This window comes from Methanothermobacter sp. CaT2, assembly GCF_000828575.1.
Lineage (GTDB): Archaea > Methanobacteriota > Methanobacteria > Methanobacteriales > Methanothermobacteraceae > Methanothermobacter.
The window spans coordinates 856,618-880,513 of sequence record NZ_AP011952.1 but is presented as its reverse complement, the minus strand read 5'-3'; the positions used below and the strand labels follow the sequence as shown (position 1 = coordinate 880,513).

The window sequence follows — 23,896 nt, the reverse complement described above, 5'->3', positions numbered from 1 at the left end:
TCAGAGGGCCCTCCTGAATATGGCCTCAACATCTTCAATTGAGGGCCGTACAGGGTTTGTTACAATGCAGGGGTCCTTCATTGAGGCCTCTGCAAGTTCAGGTATGTCGTCCTCCCCGACGCCGAGATCCTCCAGGGTCATGTCGATCCCTATACCGGACCTGAATTCCCGGATGTAATCAATGAGCTCGGCGGGCCCCGAGCCCCTGAGGCCCATTGCCCGTGCGATTTCATGGTACCGTTCACTGGCTCCAGGGTAGTTGAATTCTATCACGTGTTCAAGTAGCAGTGCATTGGCCTCACCGTGGGCCATGTCAAGTTTGCCTCCAAGGCTGTGGGCCATTGCATGGACAAGTCCCAGACTGGCATTTGAGAATGCAAGACCAGCCTCGAGGCTTGCAAGCATCATACCCTCACGGTACTCCATGTTCCCGGGTTCATCAACGGCAGATGGGAGGCACCTGCTTATGATTCTGATGGCGTCCAGGGCGTTGAGGTCAGTCAGATGGAAGCTTGCATTGGATACATAGGCTTCGATGGAATGGGCAAGGGCATCCATACCTGTTGCAGCTGTCAGTTCCCGGTCCATGGTGACGGTGGTCTCAGGGTCTATGAGTGATGCGTCGGGTACCATGGCCTTGCTTATGATGGCTATCTTCACCATCCTCCGGGTGTCGAGGATGATTGCAAACTGGGAGACATCCGCCCCTGTCCCTGCAGTTGTGGGGATGCATATTATGGGAACCGATGGGGTCGGGATCATATCAACACCCTCAAAGTCAAGTACGTGCATCCTGTTGGATACAACAGCACCCATGGCCTTTGCACAGTCAATGGGGCTTCCACCACCCAGGGCAACTATCATGTTGCATTCCTCGGCATCGAAGACCTCAGCCCCCTCCATGACCTCATGGTCACGGGGGTTGGGCGTCATGTCATCAAAGATGACATAGTCGAGGCCCTCCTCCTCAAGGGAGGAGCTGACATCATCAACGAATCCAGTCTTCATTAATCCCCTGTCGGTCACAAGGAGGACCCTGTCGGCTCCGAGGTTCAGGGCGTATCTGCCAGCAAGGAATCTTGCCCCGTCACCAAATACGAATTCACTTGTAACGAATTTTCTAAGTTCCCCCAACTTCACCACCAGTCCCTGATCTGGATCAGTACAGATTTCATGGGATGTTATGTTCTTCAGTGCCTGGTTCAGTACAGATTTCATCATGGCACCCCATGTTCTATATATAAGGAGGTATACTCTTAATTAAACCTTATTAAATGGTGTGGTGATTCCTGTGGCTTCCTGTGAATACTGTGGCCTGGATGGGTACTATGGACGCGAACTTGCCAGAACACGGCACTGGATAATCTACCTTGCACCGAGCCAGCGATACCTCGGGACATGCGTCGTGGCCCTCAGGAGGAAGTGCAGGGACCTCTCAGAGCTCATGGATGGGGAGTGGGCTGATTTTGCATGGATTCTGAGGTGCCTTGAGTCTGCCGTGAGGGAACTTTTCAACCCGGACCTCTTCAACTGGAGCTGCTTCAAGAACTCGGCCTTCAGATCAGAGGATCCGGACCCTGAGGTGCACTGGCACTTCCATCCAAGGTACAGCAGGCCGGTCAGGTTCGGAGGTGAAACCTTCAGGGACAGAGAGTTCGGCCACATACCTGTCCCACTTGAAGGTAAGGTCCCGGAGCCTGTTATGGATGAACTTGAAGGCATAATGAGGGACAGGATAGTTAAGTTTCTGAATGAGGGAGAGGATATTTAACTCTCTGTCCTCTGGTGATGAATGGATGTATGGAAAGGTGATAGGTTGAATAGAATCGAATGTGCCCTTGAGAATATTCATGAGGAGGGCGAAAGGGCCCTTATAACTGCAAGGAAGAACATATACTACCTCTCAGGCTTCATGCCAACAGCCACCTCATTCCTGATCCTTGAGGATGAACCGGTACTCCTTGTGAGTGAGATGGATAGAGAATCCGCCATGGTGAAATCCCGGGTTGATGTGAGGACCTTCAAGAGAATAAGGGATGTGAGAGAATCATTCGACCTCTCAGGCGTGCTTGTTGAACCGGCCACCCCCGTGGGCCTCCTTGAGAGGCTCGGCATCGGTGGGGACTTCAGGGTCATGGATCCTGTATCAGGTATCAGGATGGTCAAGGACAGGGAGGAACTTAAAAGGATGGAGGAGGCCCTGAGGATAGCAGAGAACTCATTCAAAAAACTTGAATTTAATGGGACTGAAATTGAGATAGCCGCCAGACTTGACTACACCATGCGCCTGGCCGGTTCTGAGGGGGTATCCTTTGACACCATAGTGGCATCATCGGAGAGGTCAAGCATCCCCCATGCGGTGCCAACAGCAAACACCACCGGGTCACCGGTACTGATTGACTGGGGGGCTGTCAGGGAGGGCTACCACTCCGACACCACAAGGACAATCGTTGAGGGTGAAGGGGAGCATGAGGTACTTGAAATTGTCCTTGAAGCTAAAAGGGCGGGGGTGAAGGCCCTCAAACCTGGTGCAAGGGCATGTGATGTTGACAGTGCTGTCAGAGGAGTTATAGGGGAATATGGCTATGCTGATAACTTCATACACTCAACAGGTCATGGGGTGGGCCTTGATGTCCATGAAAAGCCATCCCTGGCAGCAGGTGATGAAACCGTCCTGAGGAAAGGGATGGTCCTGACAGTTGAACCAGGGATCTACATCCCGGGCGAGTTCGGTGTGCGGGTTGAGGACATGGTCGTGGTGGGTGAGGGTGTTATGAACCGGCTGCCTGATGCACTGAGTTGATGTGGTAATTATAAATAATAGGCGCCAGATAGTTAGTAACAGAGCATGATGTTACACTGGAATGTGGTGTTGAGATGGCCGTAGTACCAAGCGCACTGAAACCAATGAGCGATGCCCTTGAGAACATAATACCTGATAGGCTGCTCCTCAGGCTGCAGGAGACCCTCATAAGGACCGGGCTGTATGTAAAGGCATCAGAGATAGTAACCCTTGCATTCCTTGGAGGGGCCATATTTGCAGTTATTGCATCCGTTGTTGCAGCCCTTCTTGGTTTAAGTGTTATCCTCGCAGTACTGGTAGGATTCTCCCTGCCGTCAATCATGCTGGGGGCATACATCTTTATAATGATGGAGAGGCGCGTTGATGCCATTGAACAGTCAACACCCGACTTCCTGAGGCAGATAGCCTCTCTCCTGCGGGCGGGTGTGGGCCTTGAATCAGCCCTTGAGGATGTATCCCGACAGGGGGAGGGACCCCTGTATGATGAACTGAAGAGGGCTGTTATTGAGATAAAGATCGGCAGAACATTCGATGAAGCCATACTATCAATGAGCGAGCGCCTGAAGTCAAAAAACCTTGACAGGACATTCAGGATGATACTTGAGGGTAGAAGAGCCGGTGGAAGCCTTTCAGATGTCATTGAAACCGTTGCAGAGGACCTGAGGGCGGTCCTTGCACTTAAGAGGGAGAGGAAGGCCAACGTCATGATGTCAGTCATGTTCCTTGTTGTCGCGGCCATAATCGCAGCACCCTTCGCCCTGGGGATGATAATGGTCTACTCAGGTTTCATGGAGTCAGTGGGAAAACCAAACCCCATCCTGGGGGCTGCAAAGATCGCTGCTTCAGGCTACATAATAATTCACTCCATAATAGCAGGGCTCCTGATAGGCATCATAATGTACGGGAGTGCAAGGAAGGGTGTTAAATTCGCTGTTCCGCTCTCCATAATGGCATATGCAATATTCTATGTGATAGGAAGTTTCGGAATGACACTTGTAAGTAGCATGGCACCATAGGGAGGTTAAGGCTTTGCATGGTTTAATTGCCGATGAATCAGGTCAGGGATCCGCTGAACTCATACTTGTATTCGGGGGTATAATAGTCATCGTAACGGTGGCGGTTGTATGGTACCGCAATTATGTCAGGGGATCTCAAACAGCCATGAACTCAGATGTTCAGAATGTTACAAACTCGATAAAGGGCCTTAAGAACAAGTTCTAGGGCACATACCGGCTTTGATTGATTTATAATTTTGAATCTATAATCCAGAGCAGGGCTACGTCTCTGTGGGCTGATCCTTTACGGGGTGTTTCCAGATGGAGATGATTATTGATGGCGAGGGGGCGAGTGGAGAGAAAATCTTCACCGTCAGGAACCCCTTCAACGGGGATGAGGTGGATAGGGTCCCACTTGCAGGTCGAAGTGATGTTGAGAGGGCCATAAGGGCGGCCCACCGGGCCAGGGATGCAATGGCGGACCTATCAGCCAGGAAGATATCTGAGAAACTCTATGACGTTGCAGACGAACTGAAGACAGAGCTGGATGAATTTGCAAGGCTGATAACCCTTGAGTCAGGAAAACCAATAAGGTTCTCACGTGACGAGGTGAAGAGGTCAGTTGAAACTGCAAGGCTTTCTGCAGAGGAGGCAGGAAGGCTCTACGGTGAATCAATCCCCATGGACGCGGGTATAGGCGGGAAGGGTCTCACTGGCTTCACAGTCAGAATCCCCCTCGGGGTTGTTGCGGCAATAACCCCCTTCAACTATCCCCTCAACCTTGCAATACACAAGGTTGGCCCGGCCCTTGCAGCCGGTAACACCACTATCCTTAAGCCATCCCTCGAGGCCCCACTATCTGCACTGAAGCTGGCATGGATCCTCAGTGAGCACTTCCCGGCCGGCGCTGTTAACGCTGTAACCGGGAGGGGCTCAGAGGTGGGGGATGTTATCATTGACAGCCCCCTCGTTGATAAGATAACCTTCACTGGAAGTGTTGAGGTCGGGAGGTACATATCTGCCAGGGCCTCCATGAAGAAGATCACCCTTGAACTGGGAGGCAACGACCCCCTCATTGTCATGGATGACGCGGACATCGACTCTGCAGTGGAGGCTGCTGTGAGGGGATCCTACCTCTACTCTGGACAGGTCTGCATAGCCGTTAAGAGGATGATAGTCCATGAGGACGTGGCCGATGAATTCGCAGATAAACTCGTGAATAGAACAGGGAGTTTAAGGGCCGGGGACCCAATGGATGTAAGAACAGATGTTGGGCCCCTGATAAATGAGGATGCCGCCATTGAGGTTGAGAGGGTAATCGGGGCGGCGGTTGAGGATGGTGCTGAACTCCTCTGTGGCGGTTCAAGGAGGGGTAACTTTGTTGAACCCACGGTGCTTGACCATGTGGTGCCCGGCATGGAGGTTATTGAAAGGGAAACCTTTGGTCCGGTCTCCCCAATAATAAGGTTCACCGATGCTGATGAGGCCATAAGAATTGCCAACGGGACCTGCTATGCACTTCAGGCAGGGGTCTTCACAGAGAACATAAGGACGGCCCTCAGGATGGCCAGGGAAATTGAGGCCGGCACAGTGCTTGTAAACAAGCAGTCCACATTCAGGGTGGACCACATGCCCTTTGGGGGATTCAGGTGCAGTGGAATGGGTAGGGAGGGTGTCAAGTACGCCATAAGGGACATGACACGCACAAAGATGATAGTCCTAAATGAAAACTGATCCGGTCCGCTGAATGCACCCTCTCCTTAATTTTTCAGAACTTTGATTGAGAACTGAATAATCCCCTGAATTGTTCCTTATTTTAATAAGGGTAATCTGAATGGATATTTTGGCGTTTTTCTGGATTAATATGATTTACATTGGTGATTCACATCATAAGGGGGCTTCAAAATTTTTATAAATGGTTCTCAGGTAGCTACAATTTTTAATAAAAAAGTATATGTAGTTATTTTTTTAATAAAAAATTGTCAGTCATGTTTGAAGTGATCTGATTCATGACAATACTTGAGACTGGATCTGGGGAGCCATAATCTGCTATTTCTAGGTAAATATGGTTCATATCAATTTTTAATGTACTTGACTTGAATTATATGTACATTCTCAAGATTTAAATTAATAACAGAACTTAAGTCTTATGATTCCAGTTAAACAAAAAAATTTTTATATTAAATATATCTATCTAATATTTGAATAATGTGGAGGTGAAAACTTGAAAGACAAACATATTGTGCTACCATTACTGGTCCTGCTTGCATTCGCTGCAGGTATCTCAGGTGCATCAGCAGCGGATATACCCTCCAATGCTGTTAACCTGACAATGCAGCAGAACGCCTCGGACCCCGCACAGATAATTGTCGATGTTAACTACAGTGATGACCTCCAGGACGTTGATCCCACAGTGGCGGTCGATGCAAAGCTTGAACTCCTTGAGGGTAACATCACAGATGCAACCATAAAGTGGTACTACACCGGTGACCTCAGCGGACCCTCAGCAGATTACACGGTACCTGAAGGTGTCCAGGAGGTCTGGCTCAGCTCCTTCACAGGGGCACCGGTACCCCAGGGAGCAGCAAAGCTCTACATGGAAGATGGAAAGAGCTACAGGTGGCTATTCGTCGTTGAAAATGCAAATGGTAAGGTCTTCAGGGTAAGGGCAAGTTCAGTGGCATTCCAGCTGAATTCAACCGGCGGAATTGAAAATGAAACAGTACTGAACTCCACCAACCTCACAGTGGACCTGCAGCCACACTTCTCACTGGCAAACCTCACAGTTAACCCCCTGAGCGGCAGCGCACCCCTCACCGTGAACGTGACAGTCAATGTCACAAACACAGGTGTTGCAGGGGACTACACAGCTGAGCTTAAGGTCAACGGTGAGGTGAAGGACACCAAGACAGTGACCCTCGCCACAGGAGAAACCAGGGAAGTCACATTCACATACGAACTGCCAGCAGGACTCCACAGTGTTACCGTGGGAGACCTCACACCAGCATCGGTCACATCAACTCCAGCAGCACCATCTGCAAGCCCGGCATCAGGAATATACCGCAACAATGTTACCGTGACACTCACAGGCCCTGCAAACTCAACGATATACTACACAACCAATGGCTCCACACCAACAGTCAACAGCACAAAATACACAGCGCCACTGGTTCTGAGCAAATCAACAGCACTGAAATTCATTGCAGTTGTTAACGGCGCATCATCAGCGGTATCATCAGCAAGTTACACAATCATGAAGCCAGTGACCCTCACCTACTACGTTAAGGTGAAGGTGAAGAAATGGTACAAGAAATGGTACAGGTACTACGGTAAATGGAGATACAAGTGGAGATACTACTGGACCTACAGGTACGTTAAGAAGACATCCACCTACTGGCAGATAGCATAAATCCATTCCAATTTTAATTTTTTTGGAATGCCACCATCATATATTTATTCTCTGGAGTATCCATGAGGAATAGGAATATCACAGTACCTTCACATTTTTGATATTCATCAGCAGATAAAAACTCCCCTACCTTTTCAGAAAAATGTATTAATCACATCCCATAAACTGTTACCATGGATGAATCAGGGAGATGCATGCTCTGTGAGTGGAGGTGCGGTGCAAATCGGAGGGATGGGGAAAGGGGCGTGTGCGGTGCATCAGAAACAGAAATAGCATACACATCCATCTCAGAAACCCTGAGAAGTTATTCCGTCACATTCCTGTGCTGCCCATTCCGGTGCGCCTACTGTAACGCCTACCGCATATCCCAGTACCCCCACTCTGGCTGGATCTACAGGGGACACGTTGAAGCAGAGGAACTTGCAGATGAGGCCATCACTGCAATTAAATCACATGAACGAATCTCAAATATCAGCTTCACAGGGGGAGAACCATCCATACACACACCCTACATTGAGGAGCTGGTAAGGCGAGTAAGGGAAGAAATCGATGTTGGTGTTATCCTCGCAACAAACGGGTTCTCAACCCCTGGAACCCTAAGGAGGCTCATGGGGTTAACATCACTCTTCAGCTTTGAGATAAAGGCCCTTTCAGATGAGCTTCACAGGAACCTCACCGGTGCACCTGCAGGACCGGTACTCAGAAACGCAGCCCACCTTGCAGGTAGGTTCCCTGATAAGATAAGGGTTTTCAGGACAGTGGTGATCCCCGGGATCAATGACCATGAGATCCGTGAAATAGCCGCCTTCATAGCCTCCATTGACCCTGAGATACCCTACCGCCTCATAGGCTTCAGACCAAACTTCATGCTCTACTACCACAGGGGGCCCGGCAGAGAGCTGATGGAGAGACTCGTTGAGGAATGCAGGGCAGAGGGTCTTGAGAGGGTTGACTATTCTGGCTACTACCCGGCCTCTGAGCTGAAACTTGAGGACAGATTGAAGGCAGCGGGTTGCAGTATTCCACGTGACTGTGGTAGCTGCAGCAGGGTCTGCAGGGCGATCATAAGGGAGCCATGGAGGGTTAACTCTTCAGGAACTCCTCAACAAGGTTCCGGGTTTCGTTGAGGGCCTCGAGGGGTATCCCCCTGGGCATTTCACCGGGTTCACCATCCACATCCCTCAGGACACCTTCAACACCAAGGAACATTCCCTCACTGGTCACGCCCATGAAATTCTGTGGGGGGAGGAGCGCCACAGCCACATGGTCATTCTCACGGACATCGAGGTCATTGGTGACGACCTTTATTGACCTCCCACCGGCGTTCACGTTGCACACATGCAGCTTATCTGCCACGGGATGGTTCCCCACGCTCATGACCTCAACTGCAATTATATCAACCCCGATCACAGGGTCAGATATCTTTCCGAGCATGAGCCTCCTGTCAAGGTTTCCAAGGGTGTTCAGGAAGAACCGCACCCTTGCAATGTTCTCCTCAACCTTCTCCCTCTCCTCACGCGGGGCCTCCTCAAGGAACCTCCGGCTCCAGTCCTCACCACCAAGGGCCTCAACTATCTCCTCAACCTTTCCCTTGATCTCCATGACCTCGGGGCTTGAGGCGAGGTCCTCTGGTTCCATGTAACAGTATGTGAGGCCCTGAAGTATCCTCTCAATTTCAGTGGCAGCCTGAAGGGCGGGCTTCTTCTTCCACTGTCCCCTGAAGCCCCCTGATTCAAGGGTCCTCCTGAAGAGGTCAACTGCCTTAACTGCAACCATGAGTCTGTAATCCTTACTGGTATCCCACATTCCAATCACCATCCACAATCATGAAGAAACGGCCTCTTTTCTGCCGCCGCACTGATCTATTATTTCCCTATAAGTATTTAAGCTATAAACAATAATATTAACCAATAGCAGGTTTATGCAGTGGAGCTCCCTGTTAAACTGTCTGGTGGTGGAAAAATGGTTGAATTATCCAGTCTATATGGACTTGAAATATACACATCAAGGGGTAAATACGTTGGAAGGGTCCAGGATGTTGTCCTCAACATCAAGAAGGGACGTGTCTCAACCCTCAAGGTGAGGCCAATGCGGCATGACAAGAAGAACGTGGGTATAAAGGACGTCCTCAAGACAAGCATAAGGATAGTGCCTGAATCCGATGAGATAAGGCCCATACAGGAGGAGGGCATAATAGACATAAACTATGACAGGGTACAGGCAGTTGGGGATATACTGATAATATCACCCGATGTCTCGGTGGAGAAGAAAGTGAGCCCTGTTGAATCCTGATCCTATTTTTGCGTGATACTGATGATGGTGGGTATAGTTGGCTGCGGTGCAATAGCCAACCTCATCACAGGTTTTGTGAGGGATGGCAGGGTACCGGTTAAACTTGGTTTCTTCTATGACCGGGACCTTGAGAGGGCAGAGAACCTTGCCTCAATGGTGGATGGGAGGGCGGTGCTTGATGTTGCCGACATGCTCCCTGAGGTGGACCTCGTGGTTGAGGCCGCTTCACCGGAGGCGGTGAGGGACCTGGTTCCTGAGATACTTGAGGCAGGGAAGGACGTTGTTGTCATGAGTGTCGGAGCCCTCATGGACCCGGAACTCAGGGAGATGCTGGTTGAACTGGCATCCCTCAATGACGCCACCATTCATGTTCCCTCAGGAGCCATAGTGGGCCTGGATGGTCTCAAGGCCGCGTCCATGGGGAACATTGAATCTGTTAAGCTCATCACAAGAAAACCCCCCAGGTCACTTGGCATAAGCATGGATGAGAAGAAGGTCCTCTACAGGGGAAGGGCATCCGAGGCTGTTAAGAAGTTCCCGCTTAACATTAACGTTGCCGCGGCCCTCAGCCTCGCCTGTGACCGTGACGTTGATGTTGAGATAATAGCCGACCCCGCGGTTGACCGCAACGTCCATGAGGTGACGGTCAGGGGGGACTTTGGCGAGTTCAAGACAATAACCGAGAATGTCCGCTGCTCTGTTAACCCCAAGACCAGTGTTATGGCGGCGTACTCAGCAATAAAACTCCTCAAGTCACTCAGTGAAAACATACACATTGGAACCTGATGGCTGGTCATTCTATGCGTGAACACGAGGTCTACTCAAAGCTCAGGGCACCACCATCATCCAGGATGATACTGAGACTTGATGGCAGGGGATTCCACAGGCTCACAGAGTCCCTTGACTTTGATAGGCCCTACGATGAGGCCTTCAGGGACCTCATGATCAGGACATGCCTGGACCTCATGGAGGAATTCAGCCCCTCCCTCATATACACATTCTCTGATGAGATAAACGTGCTACTTGACTCTGTACCATTTGCCGGGAGGGTTGAGAAGCTTGACTCTGTATTCTCCGGGTTCGCATCATCCTCCTTCACCAGGGGTGCACTGGAGGCAGGTTTTTCACCGGTTAAGCCGGTTTCATTTGACTGCCGGGTGATACCCATCTCCTCAGACATTGTCCCTGAGTACTTTAGGTCAAGGCAGGATGAGTCCTGGAGGAACTGCCTCAACAGCTACGCCTACTGGACCCTCCGGCGGGAGGTTGGGGCCAGAAGGGCCGCTGAGAGGCTCAGGGGATTAAAGTCGGATTCCCTCCACGACCTTCTCTTTGAGAGGGGTGTGAACATATCACGGGTCCCTGTCTGGCAGAGGAGGGGCGTGGGGGTCTACCGCGTACCCCACAGGGTGAGGGGATACAACCCCCTCAGGGATGAGGAGGTATCTGCTGTGAGGATGAGGGTGAAGGTTGACCTTGAACTCCCCCTCTTCACAGATGAATTCTTTGAGGGCCTCATGAGATAGCAGGTAAAAATAATATCTGAGTGTATCCTATGGGTTTAATTGAGAAGATATTTGCTTTAGCCGGTTTTAAACCGGTCAGGCGTGTTGTTGTTGACTTTGAGGTCATGGATGAGGTCCTTGAGATAGCCAGAAGGTCCCATCCCCATGAATTCGCAGCCCTACTTGAGGGAAGGCAGGAGGGTGAGGTGCTCCATGTGACCGGTCTGATATTTCTACCATCAGAGACATCAGATGAGGGGGCTGTCATGGATGTGCTCATGCTTCCACCCTTTACCGGTGCAGTCGGGTCGGTTCACTCCCACCCAGGGCCTGTGAACCTCCCATCAGCTGCAGATCTCCACTTCTTTTCAAAGAATGGGCTGTTCCACCTTATAATAGCCCACCCCTACACCATGGAGACCGTGGCGGCATACACAAGGAACGGGGATCCCGTGGATTTTGAGGTTGTTCCCTGATTGGCTGGATGTCTGTAGCTGAATTGTTGATTTTGAGGTTGTTCCCTGATGTCTGTAGCTGAATAATAAACTGGATTGGATGGTGCAGAGCCCGGGAGCCACATGTGTGTCCGTCTCAGGGGAAACATGAAATTAGATTAGGCGGATAAGGGTTTTATAAGAAAAGGAAACATGAAATGGAATCTTCTGAGGAATAAACGTTTTATAAGAAAAAAAGGTAATGGCTGGATCTCAGGGATACTGGGGTTAGATCTCTATTGCAACCGCATCATCCACGTTGTCCAGCTTCTTAACCTCCTCGATGACCTCTGCCGGGACACTCTGATCGACCTTGAGGACCATCACAGCCTCACCGCCGATCTCCTTCCTGCCGACCTGCATGGTTGCAATGTTTATACCGTGCTGGCCGAGCTTTGTTCCTATGGCGCCGATGGTACCCGGGAGGTCCCTGTAGCGTGCTATTATCATGGTACCCTCAGGTTTCACATCGACCCTGTAACCGTTGATCCCGATTATGGTAGGCTCCTTGATGTGTGTTGCCTCCACACTGAACCCGCCCCTGTCTGATTCTGCAGTGGCGATTATGATTGACCTGTAACCATCTGACTCAGACCGGCGGGCCTCTGTAACCATTATACCCCTCTTCTTTGCAATTGAGGGCGCATTTATGAGGTTAACTGGTTCTGTGAGGATGGGGTTGAGTATGGCCTGGAGCATGGTCCTTGTGAGGATGTCGAACTGCATCTCTGCCAGTTCACCGCAGTATGTGACATCAAGTTTCTCTATGTTACCCGGGAGTGCCTGTGCGATGATGGCCCCCATCTTCTCTGCCAGTTCAATGTATGGTTTGAGGGACTTGTAGGTCTCTGAGTCCATCACCGGCATGTTGAGGACGTTCCTCGGTGCACCGCCCTGGAAAACCGTTTTTATCTCATTTGCAACTATGATGGCGGCGTCCCTCTGGGCCTCAGAGGTGGAGGCTCCTATGTGTGGTGTCAGGACCACATTTTCAAGTTCAAGGAGCGGGCTGCCCTCAGGAGGCTCCTCCTCAAAGACGTCAAGGGCTGCGCCGGCTATTTCACCATCATTAAGGGCCCTGTAGAGGGCGTCCTCATCGATTATACCGCCACGGGCACAGTTCACTATGAAGGCTGTGTCCTTCATCAATTTGAATTCATCATCTGAGATGAGGTGCCTTGTCTCGGGTGTGAGGGGGACGTGTATGGTCACTATGTCTGATTCCCTCAGGAGGGTTTCAAGGTCTGTGACGGTCACACCCATCTCCTCGGCAGCCTCCTTGCTTATGTAGGGGTCGTAGACCATTATGTCCATGCCGAAGGCCTTTGTCCTCACAACGACCTGTGAGCCTATGCGGCCCATACCGATTATACCCAGGGTCTTGCCGTTGAGCTCGATACCCATGAACCGGTTCTTCTCCCATTTACCCTCCTTCACGGACCTGTCTGCGATTGCAATCTTCCTTGCAAGTGCGAGCATGAGGCCGATTGAGTGTTCTGCAACCGTTATGGATGTGGACTCAGGGGCGTTTATCACCATTATACCCTGTTCGGTGGCAGCCTTAACATCAACGTTGTCAACACCCACACCGGCCCTTGCTATTATCTTGAGGCGGGGCGCCGCCTCTATGACCTCACGCGTAACCTTTGTCCTGCTCCTTACAACGATGGCATCAAAGTCCTTTATGGCATCAAGGAGCTCCTCAGGGGTTATGGTGGTGTTGACCACAACCTCAGCCACCTCTTCGAGTTCTGATATTCCCTTTTCATTGATGGAATCAGCAATAAGCACTTTCATCCTGGACATAATTTCACCACACTTATCACAATGAAGATTTTATAGAATGATAGAAGAATCTATAGAGGTAGTGTATATTATAATTATTGGTGGGATCAGCCGGTACCGGGGTTCAGTGTGCATCCCATGCAGGTGCCCGCTGCAATATCCCATTAGAGGGAGGATGGATTATCATGTTCAGTGGATCAGTCACCGTTAATGGCGTGGAACTGCCGGCAGCATTCCTGGGGAGCGCACCCTTCACAGCAGCGACCTACTTCGGGCACAGGTCAAGGCTCTATGAGATGGACCTCAAAAACCGGCCAGGGGCCATCGCTGAGGTGATTGTTGAATCATATGATCTGGGTGTGAGGGGTTTCCAGGTCATACCAGAGAAGCAGGTCCTTGAGGCCCTTGAGATGGCGAGGGATGCCGGCTGTGAACTCACCCTCATGGGTACCCTGAGGCATGAACACCTTGAGGAGGACCTCCAGACCCTCTCAGACCTTGGGTCCGCTGCGGTGCTCCTTGATGAACACTACACAGATCTTCTTGAAGCCTCTGAGGTTGCTGAGATTCTGGATGGTATTGAGGGGATGCTCAGGGGCCTTGCAACAACCATGCCACGGGAGACAACCCTCAGGCTGATTGAGGAGGGTGTTGATAACTTCGAACTCTACATGATCCCCGTCAACAGACTTGGGTACATGACAGATTTTTCTGTTTTCCTTGAGGATGAGCGGAAGGAACTCGGAAGGCTCCTCAGTGAACTCGGGAAGACGGTGGTCGCAGAGAAGGTCCTTGCAGCGGGGATAATACCGCCAGCGGAGGCATTTGAATTCATAGGGGGCCTTGACTATGTGGACATGGTTGCCGTTGGTGTTGCATCGGTATCCGAGGCAAGGGAGACGTTCAGCGAACTCTTCGGGAGGTGATGGATTCTCCATGATTCTGGAGTTAGAGCTACACTGGAGGTGATGAAACAGTTTGTGTCTGCACTAAGAGGTCAGATTCCGGAAACTGCCGGGCACCGGGAGCTGATTTAATCCGTCCACAGCTTTCAGGTTGCTACATCACAGAGGTTTTTCCATATGAATCTCGGGAGGTGTAAATCTTGGATAATACAACAAAGGTACTTATCGTGGTATGTTTTGTTCTCATAGGATCTCTGGGGTTCCTCTCCGGTGTTTTCCTGAAAAGGTCCACTGCAGACCACTATGATGTCACCATTGAGGGTGACGAGGGGGTGACCGGAAGCCCTCAGGGTCCATCCTGGCACAGGGTTATGAGCTTCACAGGCTCTGGATCTGATTACAGGTGCGTTGATATCAGGGGAAACAAGTTCAAGGTGGTGATGTCGGCTGCACCGATAATCAATTACGATGTGAACACGGTGACAGTGGATGTCCTCAGGGATGGCCAGACCCTGGCATCGGCCACCGCTGAATGGGGTCCAACAGAGTCACCGACAAGGAAGAAGAAAATGATAGAGGTTTCAGGGGGTCCGGGATACTACTGCATATCTGTATACGCCTATGAGATTGAGGACTGGGAGGTTACTGTCTGGGACTATTACTGACCCCTCCAATCCTCTTTTGTGGTTGCCCTTTGAGAGAGATTGAAGGGGGGTGTTCTATTGAAAGCCCAGATGACTGATATTAAGAGGTCTTTCACAGCATGCCCGGCCAGAGGGATGGGATTGAAAAAATAGATGTCCTCCTGCGCAGCTTGTGCCGTGTTCACCTAAGAACAAAGGGGATACCCTCATACACTAACTGCAGGTTTTCCTCTCGGCTATGACCTTGAGGAACTCCCTGCTGCTCTCCATTTCACCGATTTCCCAGCTCTTGATGACGGGGATTCCCTCAATGTTTTCATTTATCCTTGGATTATCGATTATGAATACTGACTCGGAGCCACTTACAAGGGAAAGATCCTTGAGCGGGACGGCCATCCTCCGCAGGGTCCTTGAATCCCTCTCCTTCTCAAGGTTGGTTATCACCGTATTATCAAACTTGATCTCCTTTGCCACAGCATCAAAGGGGGTTTTGTGGGTTTCTATCATGCCAAAACCGATATCAGCAAGTCTACCTGATGGTTTTATCTCAATTTCATCCCTCTCTGGTGCACCGAATATGTCAATGGAGAGGGTTATCCTGATGTTAAGTATCTCCTCCAGGATCATGGCTGTCTCGGCCGAGGCCCTTGCAAGTCCATTCTCATACTTGTAGATGGTCTTCCTGGAGACATGGGCGAGGTCAGCCAGGTCCTTAAGTGAGAGGTTGTACTCCTCACGGACCTCCCTGAGGGTTTTACCGTCTATATGGACATAGTAGCCGCCCCTGTCAGCGATTATCTCAGGGTACTCACCATCAGCCACCATGTTCCTGAAGGTCTCAGGGGCCACTGCAGGGATACCGTGCCTCTCATAGACAACATCCTCCTTAAGGGGTTCGGTCTTTGACCTCACACCTACAATAATTGGTGAGGCAAGGAAGGTATGTGCAAGGGTTCTTATCTCATGGGCCTGCAAACTATTTATACCATCAATGTTTACAAGGACCTTAAGTAAGAGAAGTAATAGTTTCCTTCTTGCCATGAGGTCAAAGCAGCTCCGCTCATATATGTGTGATGTCTCAAACCCATTGCTGGCAAGAAGTTCATGTATCTCCCTTAATACTTGCTCCCTTTTAATGGATTTATCCAATTAGATCACCAGGTGAATGTAATGTACAGGCTTCATGTTGGTATAGATGATACAGATTCCCCTGATGGGATGTGCACCACCTATATATCATGTGTCATAATCCAGGAACTTAAAAGTTGCGGTTTCTCCCTTGAGGACCATCCCCGGCTGATAAGGCTCAACCCCTTCGCACCCCACAAGACCCGTGGCAACGGTGCGGTCACCTTCACTGTGCTGGCAGAGTCCAGGGAGGACCTTAACACCGTAAAGGGGATTGTCCTTGAAGGGGTGGCGGAACTTGCCGAGCTTGATAGTGAGAGGACCAACCCGGGTGTTGTCTTCTACACCGGCGAGATCACAGAGGAGATGAGGGAATTTGCCCTGTCAGCCATAAGGAGGATACTCAGGATAGAGGACGCCCGGAGGCTCGCAGAGAGGGTCGGTGCAGAGGTTCACGGTTTCAAGAAGGGGAGGGGTATCATAGGGGCCCTTGCAGCCATTGGATGCCCCCTGGATGACTCCACCTATGAACTCCTGACCTACAGGGTCCCTGAGAACTATGGTAAGCCCAGGCGTATCGACCCTGAGTCGGTTGCAAGGATGGATGATGCAACCGGTTCTGAAACCTTTGATAACATCGATGGAGACTACATTGCAATAGAACCCCACACACCCTGCCCCATACTCTACGGTGTAAGGGGAGAGTCCCCGGAGGTCCTCCTGAGGGCGATGGAGATGGTCCGTGTTGACGAGGAGGTTGAAAGGTACTGCATCTTTGAGACCAACCAGCACACCGACCAGCACATACAGGATGCCGGGAGGATCGCAGATATGGAGGCCTTCGGATGCTACAGGGTGCGGGGTGAGGTTATCGACGGTCCGAGGGTGATCGAGGGGGGCCATGTGTTCTTCACCCTCGGTGATGACTCCGGCCAGATTGAATGTGGAGCCTACGAGCCCACGAAGGACTTCAGGAAGATCATCCTTGAACTCATACCAGGAGATGTGCTCACGGTCTACGGGGGTATTGGTGCTCAGGGGACCATGAACATCGAGAAGATCCACCTCGAAAGGCTTGCAGAGCTTTACGTTGAGGAAAACCCCATCTGCACCTGCGGTAAGCGCATGAAGTCTGCCGGGAGGAACAAGGGCTTCAAGTGCCCATCATGTGGAAGGAGGCTTAGAAGCTCCAGGAAGGTCAGGAGGGCCCTTGAAAGGTCAGTTGGTGAGGGATACTATGAGGTGCCAACCTGTGCCAGAAGGCACCTCTCAAAGCAGCTCGTGAGGATGGGAATCAGCTCCCCACCCTCCGAAGCCACTGAGAGCAGCAGCACCCGGCAATCAGACCCCCTTAATAAAAAATGGGAAGATTTATAACAATCACTGTTATATTTAAAGGCAACATAGTAGGATCAATGATGACCAGAAGACTTGCGGAGTTTGTATCATCACTCTCATACAGTGACATACCCCCAGATGCCACTGAAATGGCCAGACTATGCTTCCTGGACTTCCTTGGAGTTGCACTGAGGGGCTCCTCTGAGATGAGCGGGCTGATGGCACTGGGGGCCATGGGTAAGGGCTCAGGCGGGGCCACCATCATCGGCCATGGCAGGGGCGACACCGAAAGGGCAGCCCTCCTCAACGGCATATTCGCCCATAACCTTGACCTTGACGATGGACACCGGGGGGCCCAGATGCACCCTGGTTCATGTGTGATCCCGGCAGCCCTTGCAGCTGCCGAGGCAACCGGGGCCACCTTCAGGGACTTCATAACAGCCATGGTCGCCGGATACGAGGCAGCAATCTTCATGGGCATCCTCGCCAATCCAGGACACAGGGAGCTTGGATTCCATACGACAGGAACCTGCGGAACATTCGGAGCTGCAGCGGCAGCCTCAAGGATCATCTGTTCCGATGTGGATGCCGTCGTCAATGCCCTGGGGATTGCAGGCACCCAGGCAGCAGGGCTCCTGGAATCTGACCATGCCGGGACAATGGCAAAGCACCTCCACGCGGGCAGGGCAGCCCAGTCTGGACTGATATCCGCCAGGCTCGCTTTCCATGGATTCACAGGCGCAGAATCAGTGATCGAGGGAGATGAGGGATTCCTGCGTGCAATGTGCCGTTCAGATGGCTACGGGGGTGAAGCACCCGAAGTCGGAGCTTTCCATATAAGGAACGTTTACCTCAAGAGGTACCCTGTCTGCAGGCACCTCCACTCCACCCTGGATGCTGCAGCCGAGATAATCAGGGAGAATGATTTCAGGGCATCGGAGATAGAGGAGGTCATAGTCTCAACCTACAGGATCGCAGCAGAGCATGACAGCTACTCCCCGGCTACCGTGGAGGCTGTGCGGCAGAGCCTCCCGGTCTCACTGGGCATACTGCTTGAGGGGGGAGAGCTGAGGGTTGAAGACCTTGAGGGTGGATTTTCCCCAGAGATGGCCTCCCGGATAAGGATTGAGGTGGACCCTGATATGGAGGAGCTCCGGAACATGAGACCTTCAAGGGTGACGGTGAGGCTCAGAAACGGTGAGGTCCTTACAGCCTACAGGGAGCTCCCCCGGGGTGAACCCGAGGAACCCTACACCTGGGATGATATTGTTGAGAAGTTCAGGGAACTGAACCCTGGATATGAAACAGAGAGGCTTGAGGTCATAAAAGAGGCGGATCAGGAACCTGTTGCTGAGGTGATGCTGGAGCTGTCTGGCAGGTGATCCGTTGCGTGGAATTGTGATGTGATGGTGGGATCTGCCCGGTGATGCTGGAACTGATCGACCGGAAATCCCGCAAGCGTAAAGTTAAACTGGAGGTGAAAAATTGGAAGAAACCCGCAGATACCTTGATAAGATTGGAATAGGGGCCCCCAGGGGCGAATCAGAGAAGAGATTCAGTGATGGTGGACAGTACAGATTTGAGGTTCCGGGCATACAGAGGCCCGCTGCCATGGCAGCCCTCATAGATGCAATGGAGCAGCAGGATGTCAGGGTCCACAGGGTGACACAGACCCGTGGCATAATGCTCCTCACAGACACCGAGATTGAGGAGATGGCAGGGATGTCCCGTGAGGCAGGCATTGAACTCTTCCTGAGCGTGGGACCAAGGGCCACCTATGATACCAGCGCCTCTGCAAGGACCCCCGAGGGTGCAAGGATAGGCTACAGGCTCAGGGGATATGATAACCTTGTCTACGCAGTTGAGGACGTTAAGAGGGCAGCCGAACTCGGCGTCAGGGGTATAGTGGTCTATGACGAGGGCCTCCTCTGGGTCCTTGGAAGGATGCGGGGGGATGGTGAACTTCCAGCCGACCTCCACCTTAAGGTCTCAGCTCACTGCGGCCACGGGAATCCTGCCTCAGCACGCCTGCTCCAGGATATTGGTGCGGACTCCCTTAACCCGGTGAGGGACCTCCAGATACCGATGCTGGCATCACTCAGGGAGGCCATCGACATCTCAATTGATGTTCACACAGAGAACCCGAAGTCCTCAGGTGGATTCATAAGGCACTACGAGGTCCCGGATATCATAAGGTACGCAGCGCCGGTCTACCTCAAGACGGGGGGCTCTGTGGCAGGACATCATGGCTGGGAGACCACCGAGGCCCAGGCCCGTGAGAGGATAAGGCAGGTGGTCCTTGTGAGGGACATGATAGAGCGCTACTACCCTGAGGCCATCCTATCTGAGGGCGGTGACCTGGCTGTACCCGTGGGGGGAGGATAGGTTGGATATCGCCGGGAGGGTCAGGGATGCCATCATCCGTGCATCCACAACCTACTCCCCCGACGTCCTCGGGGCCTACGAGAGGGCCCTTGAGGTGGAGGAGGATGAGAGATCCGCATGGATACTTGAACTTCTAATTGAAAACGCCCGCATAGCAGAGAGGGAGGGAAGACCCCTCTGCGATGATACAGGGATACCCCACCTGATAGTGGAGGTGGGTGAGGACGCCACTCTACCTCCAGGATTCTTCAACCATCTGAAGAGGGGTGTTGAGGATGGCCTCAGGGAACTTCCGGGTCGTCCAATGGCTGTGAGGGGTGATGAGGTGGAGAGGATAGAGCAGAGCAGGGGACTGTACAGTGACCCGGCGAAACTTCCACCGGCACCCTTCCTGGTGGATTCAGCACCCGGTGAGGGGGTTAGGATCCACGTCCTCATGCTGGGAGGAGGCCCTGAGATAAGGGCCAGGACAAGGAGGGTATTCCACAGGCACAGTTATAGAAAAGTATTTGAGGAAGTTATAACATGGATGAAAACAGAGGTCCCGATGCTGGGGTGCACACCATGCATACCGGTTATAGGTGTCGGGAGAACTCATTTTGAGGCCACTGGCCTCATGCTCAGGGCCATGGCAACAGGAAGTCTTGATGAACAGTCCTGGATTGAAGATTACATCACAGAATCCCTTAACAGTACAGGGACGGGGCCCCTTGGTCTTGGGGGATCCACTACCGCCCTGGGGGCCCTGGTTAAGGTGGGACCCCAGAGGGCCAGCGGTGTGAGGATAGTCTCAATGAGGCTGGCATGCTGTGTGGAACCCAGAAGGGCAACAATAGATCTCTGAGGTGAATGAATGGCTATAGGAAAGGAATCACTTGAGCAGGTATTCAGGTCGGGTTCCCCCAGGTGGAGGACCTCCATTACGCGTGTTGAGCCTAACCGTATTGTTACGAGGGGTTATTCTCAGGAGGATCTTATTGGTGGTGTTTCCTTTTCTGAGATGGTTTATCTTCTGATCAGGGGTGAGCTGCCCCCTCAGAATGTTGCCCGTATGCTTGAGGCTGTCCTGGTGTCCTTCTGTGATCATGGTGTCACCCCTCCGAGTACTCAGGCTGCCCGTATGATTGCTTCGGCTGGTTCCCCGGTTCATGCCTGTATTGCGGGGGGTCTTCTGGCCTTTGGTAAGAATCATGCTGGTGCCATTGAGCGTTCCATGAAGCTTTTCCAGGAGACGGTTTCATCCTGTGATTCTGAGGATGAGATCCCTGATGCTGCGGTGAGGCTGGTTGATGATCACCTCCAGGCCAACAGGAGGGTTCCGGGGTTCGGGCACCGGTACCATAACGCGGACCCCCGGGCTGTCCGGTTACTGGAACTTGCAGAGGATTATGGCTGCGTGGGACCCCACACCAGCCTTGCACTGGAGGTCCAGGAGATACTCCTGGAACGCAAGGGAGTCCGGATGAACGTTGACGGGGCCAACGCTGGCATACTATCAGACATGGGATTCGACTGGAGGACCGGAGCAGGAGTATTCATGATAGGACGCCTCCCAGGACTCATATCCCACGTATACGAGGAAAAGGTCAGGGAACCAGCCTTCAGAAAATTCTTCGAAATCGAAGAAATACACTACGACGGCGAAGAGGAGAGAGACCTTTCGGCTGGAGCCGACCTGGAGCCCATGCCCGAGTAGAATTCACTCATCAACATCAATATGATTGCCGATCACCTTAAAGACTTAAATATTGTCTTAATTCAAATTAAATTTCATAAAATGACTCAATTAACATCAGGAGGGATTTAAAAGGCTTGGTTAACTGAATGGGATTAGTTGAATATCATAAACTTTTGAATAAAATAGTAAAAGATAAATATACCGCGAAATAGACCTTTGCATTAATAGGGTGATTCATATGACAACGATATCTGAAGCTATCACTACCATAAAGAAGGCTGAGAATGATGCTGACAGGTTAATACAGGAGGCCAGAGAAAAATCATCCCAGTTACTCGACGAAGCCAGGAACAGATCCGCAGAGCTCCTTGAAAAGGCAGAGCGAGATGCCAGTGAGAAGGGCGATGAGATCATAGCGGAGGCAGAGGAAAGAGCCAGGAAGGAAGCCATTGAAATCTCAGGGAAGGCAAAACGTGAAGTGGAGACAATGAAATCAGCGGCAATGGGGAAGGTCCCGGAGGCTGCCAGTCTTATTGTGAAAAGTATCTTGTAGTGTGAGTGACATGTTTCTACCGGCAAGGATGCGAAAACTTAAGATCATAACCCTGGATCAGTACTCGGATTCGGTGGTTCGTTCCTTGCATGAGGAGGGTGTAACCCAGATCGATGATATCTCAGAGCGCATCCAGCAGGATGCAGAGTGGCGCCAGATACTGAAACCATCAAGGGCAACACCATACACAGGAAGGGTGTCATCGCTCCTCATGAAAACCAGCGGTATCCTGGACTTCCTGGGCTCAGTCGCAGCCGAGGAGAAGGGTCTCAGGGATACCATAAGGGAGTTCATCAACCCCCCCATATTCGAGAAGAGGGAGGTTGAGGAACTGGACACAGAATCCCTCATCGAAAGGGCTGAGGAGACCCTGAGAAGGGTCGAGTCAGAGACCAGGGTTATGGAGGAAAAATTGAATGAGCTTGATTCAGAAAAGTCCACTGTTGAATCAAGCCTGTCTGTTGCAGAGAAACTGAAGGATTTTGATATTGATTTTTCCGATCTCCATGATTCAGAGTACATAACAGGAATCGCAGGAAGGATAACAGCCGAGAACCTCCCTGAACTCAGGGAGAAACTTGCAGAGATCACAGAAGAACTGATAATATCAGACAGAGAGGGAGAGACCAGGGATGAACGTGTTCTGATCATCGTAACACTGAAGAAACATGCGGACAGCATAGCTTCAGTCCTCAGGAGGATGGAATTCGAGAGATTTGAGATCAGCGAACTCCGTGGCAGACCATCAGAGATCATATCAGCCTCAAAGACACGCCTTGAGGAGATCAGCAGGGAAAGGGAGGATATCATCTCAAAATTAAGGGATATAAACGCTGAATGGGAGGACGAACTCCTGGTCCTCAGGGAACAGCTTGAAATAGAGAAGGAGAGGAATGAGGTATTCTCCCACTTCGGTGAAACCAGGAAGACGGTGATGCTGGAGGCATGGGTCCCTCTGAAGGAAGCTGACAGGGTCATCGCCGTGGTTGAGGAGTCATCTGAGGGCCACTGCGTGACGGACCTGGAGGAACCGGACCCTGAGGAGGTACCGGTGCTCCTGGACAACCCGAGGTTTGCAAAGCCCTACGAGACCTTCGTGGAGATGTACTCACCACTCAAGTACAACGAGATCGACCCGACGATTTTCATGGCCTTCGTGTTCCCATTCTTCTTCGGGTTCTGCCTGACAGATGCAGGTTACGGTATAATCGACGCCCTGATAGGGTTCATACTCTACAGGGGCCTGGGTAAGGTCAACAACTTCATGAGGAACTTCGGTATCATCATGATGTCCTGTGGTGTGTGGGCATTCATCCTCGGGATGGTCACCAACGGGTTCATAGGGGACTTCTTCCCACGGTTCCTCAACGTATCACTGCCAACGGTTATACCGGCGATAGACGCCTTTGTGAACCCCCAGAACATACTGATAATGGCACTAACGGTCGGTGTTCTCCACATAAACTTTGGTCTCATAGTTGGTGCAAGGAACAACATAAGGCTCGGGAACATGAGGGAGGCCCTTGGATCCCAGATAGTCTGGCTGATCCTTGAACTGGGTATAATCCTCTACCTGGTTGGGGGTATGATCCTTGGGGCTCCACTGATAATCCTGGCATTTGCAATGCTTCTATATTACAATGGCCTCTTTGGTCTCATGGATGTGTCCGGGTTCCTCGGTACCCTCCTGTCATATGCAAGGCTGCTTGCACTGTGTCTCTCAACGGGTGGTATAGCCATGACCGTGAACATCCTCACAGGTCTCAGCTATGAGATGATACCCGTCATCGGAGTGGTACTAGCCCCCATAATATTCGTGTTCGGGCACATCGCCAACAACGCCTTCCAGAGCCTTGGTGCCTTTATAAACTCACTTCGTCTACACTATGTTGAATTCTTCGCCCAGTTCTACATGGGTGGAAAAAACAAATTCAATGCATTTCGTGCTGAAAGAAACTTTACTAAGATAAGGAGGTAAATAG

24 protein-coding genes are annotated in these 23,896 nt (G+C 51.4%); 20 read left to right on the top strand and 4 right to left on the bottom strand.

From position 1 onward, the window contains the following. Window positions 1-1,218, bottom strand: a complete 1,218-nt coding sequence (gene ercA, locus MTCT_RS04520) for an alcohol dehydrogenase-like regulatory protein ErcA (protein ID WP_231855260.1) — start codon at window positions 1,216-1,218, stop codon at window positions 1-3. A 73-nt stretch (window positions 1,219-1,291) separates the two neighbouring features. Here ercA and MTCT_RS04515 point away from each other — a divergent pair, with 73 nt between their 5' ends. From MTCT_RS04515 to MTCT_RS04485, 7 genes are all read left to right on the top strand, one after another. After that, window positions 1,292-1,771 (top strand): HIT family protein, encoded by a 480-nt coding sequence (locus MTCT_RS04515; RefSeq protein ID WP_231855259.1) that lies wholly within the window; start codon window positions 1,292-1,294, stop codon window positions 1,769-1,771. A gap of 45 nt (window positions 1,772-1,816) precedes the next feature. Next, complete coding sequence (locus tag MTCT_RS04510; protein WP_231855258.1) at window positions 1,817-2,803, top strand: aminopeptidase P family protein; 987 nt, start codon at window positions 1,817-1,819, stop codon at window positions 2,801-2,803. Window positions 2,804-2,877: 74 nt separating this feature from the next. Beyond that, window positions 2,878-3,819 carry a type II secretion system F family protein gene (locus MTCT_RS04505; protein WP_048175611.1) on the top strand — a complete coding sequence of 314 codons (942 nt, stop codon included), beginning with the start codon at window positions 2,878-2,880 and terminating at the stop codon, window positions 3,817-3,819. 13 nt (window positions 3,820-3,832) lie between these two features. Further along, on the top strand, window positions 3,833-4,024 hold the full coding sequence (locus tag MTCT_RS04500) for a class III signal peptide-containing protein (RefSeq protein ID WP_010876610.1): 192 nt from the start codon (window positions 3,833-3,835) through the stop codon (window positions 4,022-4,024). Window positions 4,025-4,119: 95 nt separating this feature from the next. Beyond that, entirely contained in the window at window positions 4,120-5,532 is a 1,413-nt protein-coding gene (locus tag MTCT_RS04495) for a lactaldehyde dehydrogenase (RefSeq protein ID WP_048175610.1), read from the top strand. Between the two features lie 490 nt (window positions 5,533-6,022). Next, entirely contained in the window at window positions 6,023-7,207 is a 1,185-nt protein-coding gene (locus tag MTCT_RS04490; protein ID WP_048175609.1) for a chitobiase/beta-hexosaminidase C-terminal domain-containing protein, read from the top strand. A 173-nt stretch (window positions 7,208-7,380) separates the two neighbouring features. After that, a complete protein-coding gene (locus tag MTCT_RS04485) occupies window positions 7,381-8,334 on the top strand; it encodes a radical SAM protein (protein WP_048175608.1) in 954 nt (317 codons plus the stop codon). Here the strand turns inward: MTCT_RS04485 and MTCT_RS04480 are convergent. Next, entirely contained in the window at window positions 8,291-9,013 is a 723-nt protein-coding gene (locus MTCT_RS04480; RefSeq protein WP_048175607.1) for a tRNA-binding protein, read from the bottom strand. The two genes, MTCT_RS04485 and MTCT_RS04480, sit on opposite strands and share 44 nt — an antisense overlap. A 156-nt stretch (window positions 9,014-9,169) precedes the next feature. On the opposite strand from MTCT_RS04480, the gene MTCT_RS04475 reads away from it, so the two are divergent. Genes MTCT_RS04475 through MTCT_RS04460 form a run of 4 tightly spaced genes read left to right on the top strand, consistent with a single transcriptional unit; the run spans window position 9,170 to window position 11,480 of the window. Continuing rightward, the gene (locus tag MTCT_RS04475) at window positions 9,170-9,499 is read left to right on the top strand and encodes a PRC-barrel domain-containing protein (protein WP_048060937.1); all 330 of its coding nucleotides are present in this window, start codon (window positions 9,170-9,172) and stop codon (window positions 9,497-9,499) included. Window positions 9,500-9,520: 21 nt separating this feature from the next. Beyond that, window positions 9,521-10,285 carry an aspartate dehydrogenase gene (locus tag MTCT_RS04470; protein ID WP_048060936.1) on the top strand — a complete coding sequence of 255 codons (765 nt, stop codon included), beginning with the start codon at window positions 9,521-9,523 and terminating at the stop codon, window positions 10,283-10,285. Window positions 10,286-10,299: 14 nt separating this feature from the next. Next, window positions 10,300-11,025 (top strand): tRNA(His) guanylyltransferase Thg1 family protein, encoded by a 726-nt coding sequence (locus tag MTCT_RS04465; protein ID WP_048175606.1) that lies wholly within the window; start codon window positions 10,300-10,302, stop codon window positions 11,023-11,025. Window positions 11,026-11,054: 29 nt separating this feature from the next. Further along, complete coding sequence (locus MTCT_RS04460) at window positions 11,055-11,480, top strand: Mov34/MPN/PAD-1 family protein (RefSeq protein WP_048175605.1); 426 nt, start codon at window positions 11,055-11,057, stop codon at window positions 11,478-11,480. 246 nt (window positions 11,481-11,726) lie between these two features. Here MTCT_RS04460 and serA read toward each other — a convergent pair whose 3' ends face one another. Beyond that, on the bottom strand, window positions 11,727-13,295 hold the full coding sequence (gene serA / locus MTCT_RS04455; RefSeq protein WP_048176615.1) for a phosphoglycerate dehydrogenase: 1,569 nt from the start codon (window positions 13,293-13,295) through the stop codon (window positions 11,727-11,729). A 173-nt stretch (window positions 13,296-13,468) separates the two neighbouring features. Between serA and MTCT_RS04450 the strand changes: the two genes are divergently transcribed. Further along, window positions 13,469-14,209, top strand: coding sequence for a hypothetical protein (locus MTCT_RS04450; protein ID WP_048175604.1), 741 nt, complete (start codon window positions 13,469-13,471; stop codon window positions 14,207-14,209). Between the two features lie 179 nt (window positions 14,210-14,388). After that, window positions 14,389-14,853 carry a hypothetical protein gene (locus MTCT_RS04445; protein ID WP_010876599.1) on the top strand — a complete coding sequence of 155 codons (465 nt, stop codon included), beginning with the start codon at window positions 14,389-14,391 and terminating at the stop codon, window positions 14,851-14,853. Between the two features lie 192 nt (window positions 14,854-15,045). Here the strand turns inward: MTCT_RS04445 and MTCT_RS04440 are convergent, their stop codons facing one another. After that, window positions 15,046-15,981 (bottom strand): transcriptional regulator, encoded by a 936-nt coding sequence (locus MTCT_RS04440; protein ID WP_048175603.1) that lies wholly within the window; start codon window positions 15,979-15,981, stop codon window positions 15,046-15,048. A 21-nt stretch (window positions 15,982-16,002) separates the two neighbouring features. Here MTCT_RS04440 and MTCT_RS04435 point away from each other — a divergent pair, with 21 nt between their 5' ends. The 7 genes from MTCT_RS04435 to MTCT_RS04405 all read left to right on the top strand — a co-directional run bounded on the left by MTCT_RS04435 (window position 16,003) and on the right by MTCT_RS04405 (window position 23,892). Then, a complete protein-coding gene (locus MTCT_RS04435; RefSeq protein WP_048175602.1) occupies window positions 16,003-17,337 on the top strand; it encodes a tRNA(Ile)(2)-agmatinylcytidine synthase in 1,335 nt (444 codons plus the stop codon). 41 nt (window positions 17,338-17,378) lie between these two features. Beyond that, window positions 17,379-18,680 (top strand): MmgE/PrpD family protein, encoded by a 1,302-nt coding sequence (locus MTCT_RS04430; protein ID WP_231855257.1) that lies wholly within the window; start codon window positions 17,379-17,381, stop codon window positions 18,678-18,680. Between the two features lie 103 nt (window positions 18,681-18,783). After that, window positions 18,784-19,683, top strand: coding sequence for a peptidase (locus MTCT_RS04425; RefSeq protein ID WP_048175600.1), 900 nt, complete (start codon window positions 18,784-18,786; stop codon window positions 19,681-19,683). Between the two features lies 1 nt (window position 19,684). Then, window positions 19,685-20,527 (top strand): fumarate hydratase, encoded by an 843-nt coding sequence (locus MTCT_RS04420; RefSeq protein ID WP_048175599.1) that lies wholly within the window; start codon window positions 19,685-19,687, stop codon window positions 20,525-20,527. A gap of 9 nt (window positions 20,528-20,536) precedes the next feature. Further along, window positions 20,537-21,379, top strand: coding sequence for a citryl-CoA lyase (locus MTCT_RS04415; protein WP_048175598.1), 843 nt, complete (start codon window positions 20,537-20,539; stop codon window positions 21,377-21,379). Window positions 21,380-21,599: 220 nt separating this feature from the next. Beyond that, on the top strand, window positions 21,600-21,914 hold the full coding sequence (gene ahaH / locus MTCT_RS04410) for an ATP synthase archaeal subunit H (protein ID WP_048175597.1): 315 nt from the start codon (window positions 21,600-21,602) through the stop codon (window positions 21,912-21,914). A 10-nt stretch (window positions 21,915-21,924) separates the two neighbouring features. Further along, window positions 21,925-23,892 carry a V-type ATP synthase subunit I gene (locus MTCT_RS04405; protein ID WP_048175596.1) on the top strand — a complete coding sequence of 656 codons (1,968 nt, stop codon included), beginning with the start codon at window positions 21,925-21,927 and terminating at the stop codon, window positions 23,890-23,892. The last annotated feature ends 4 nt before the right edge of the window (window positions 23,893-23,896 follow it).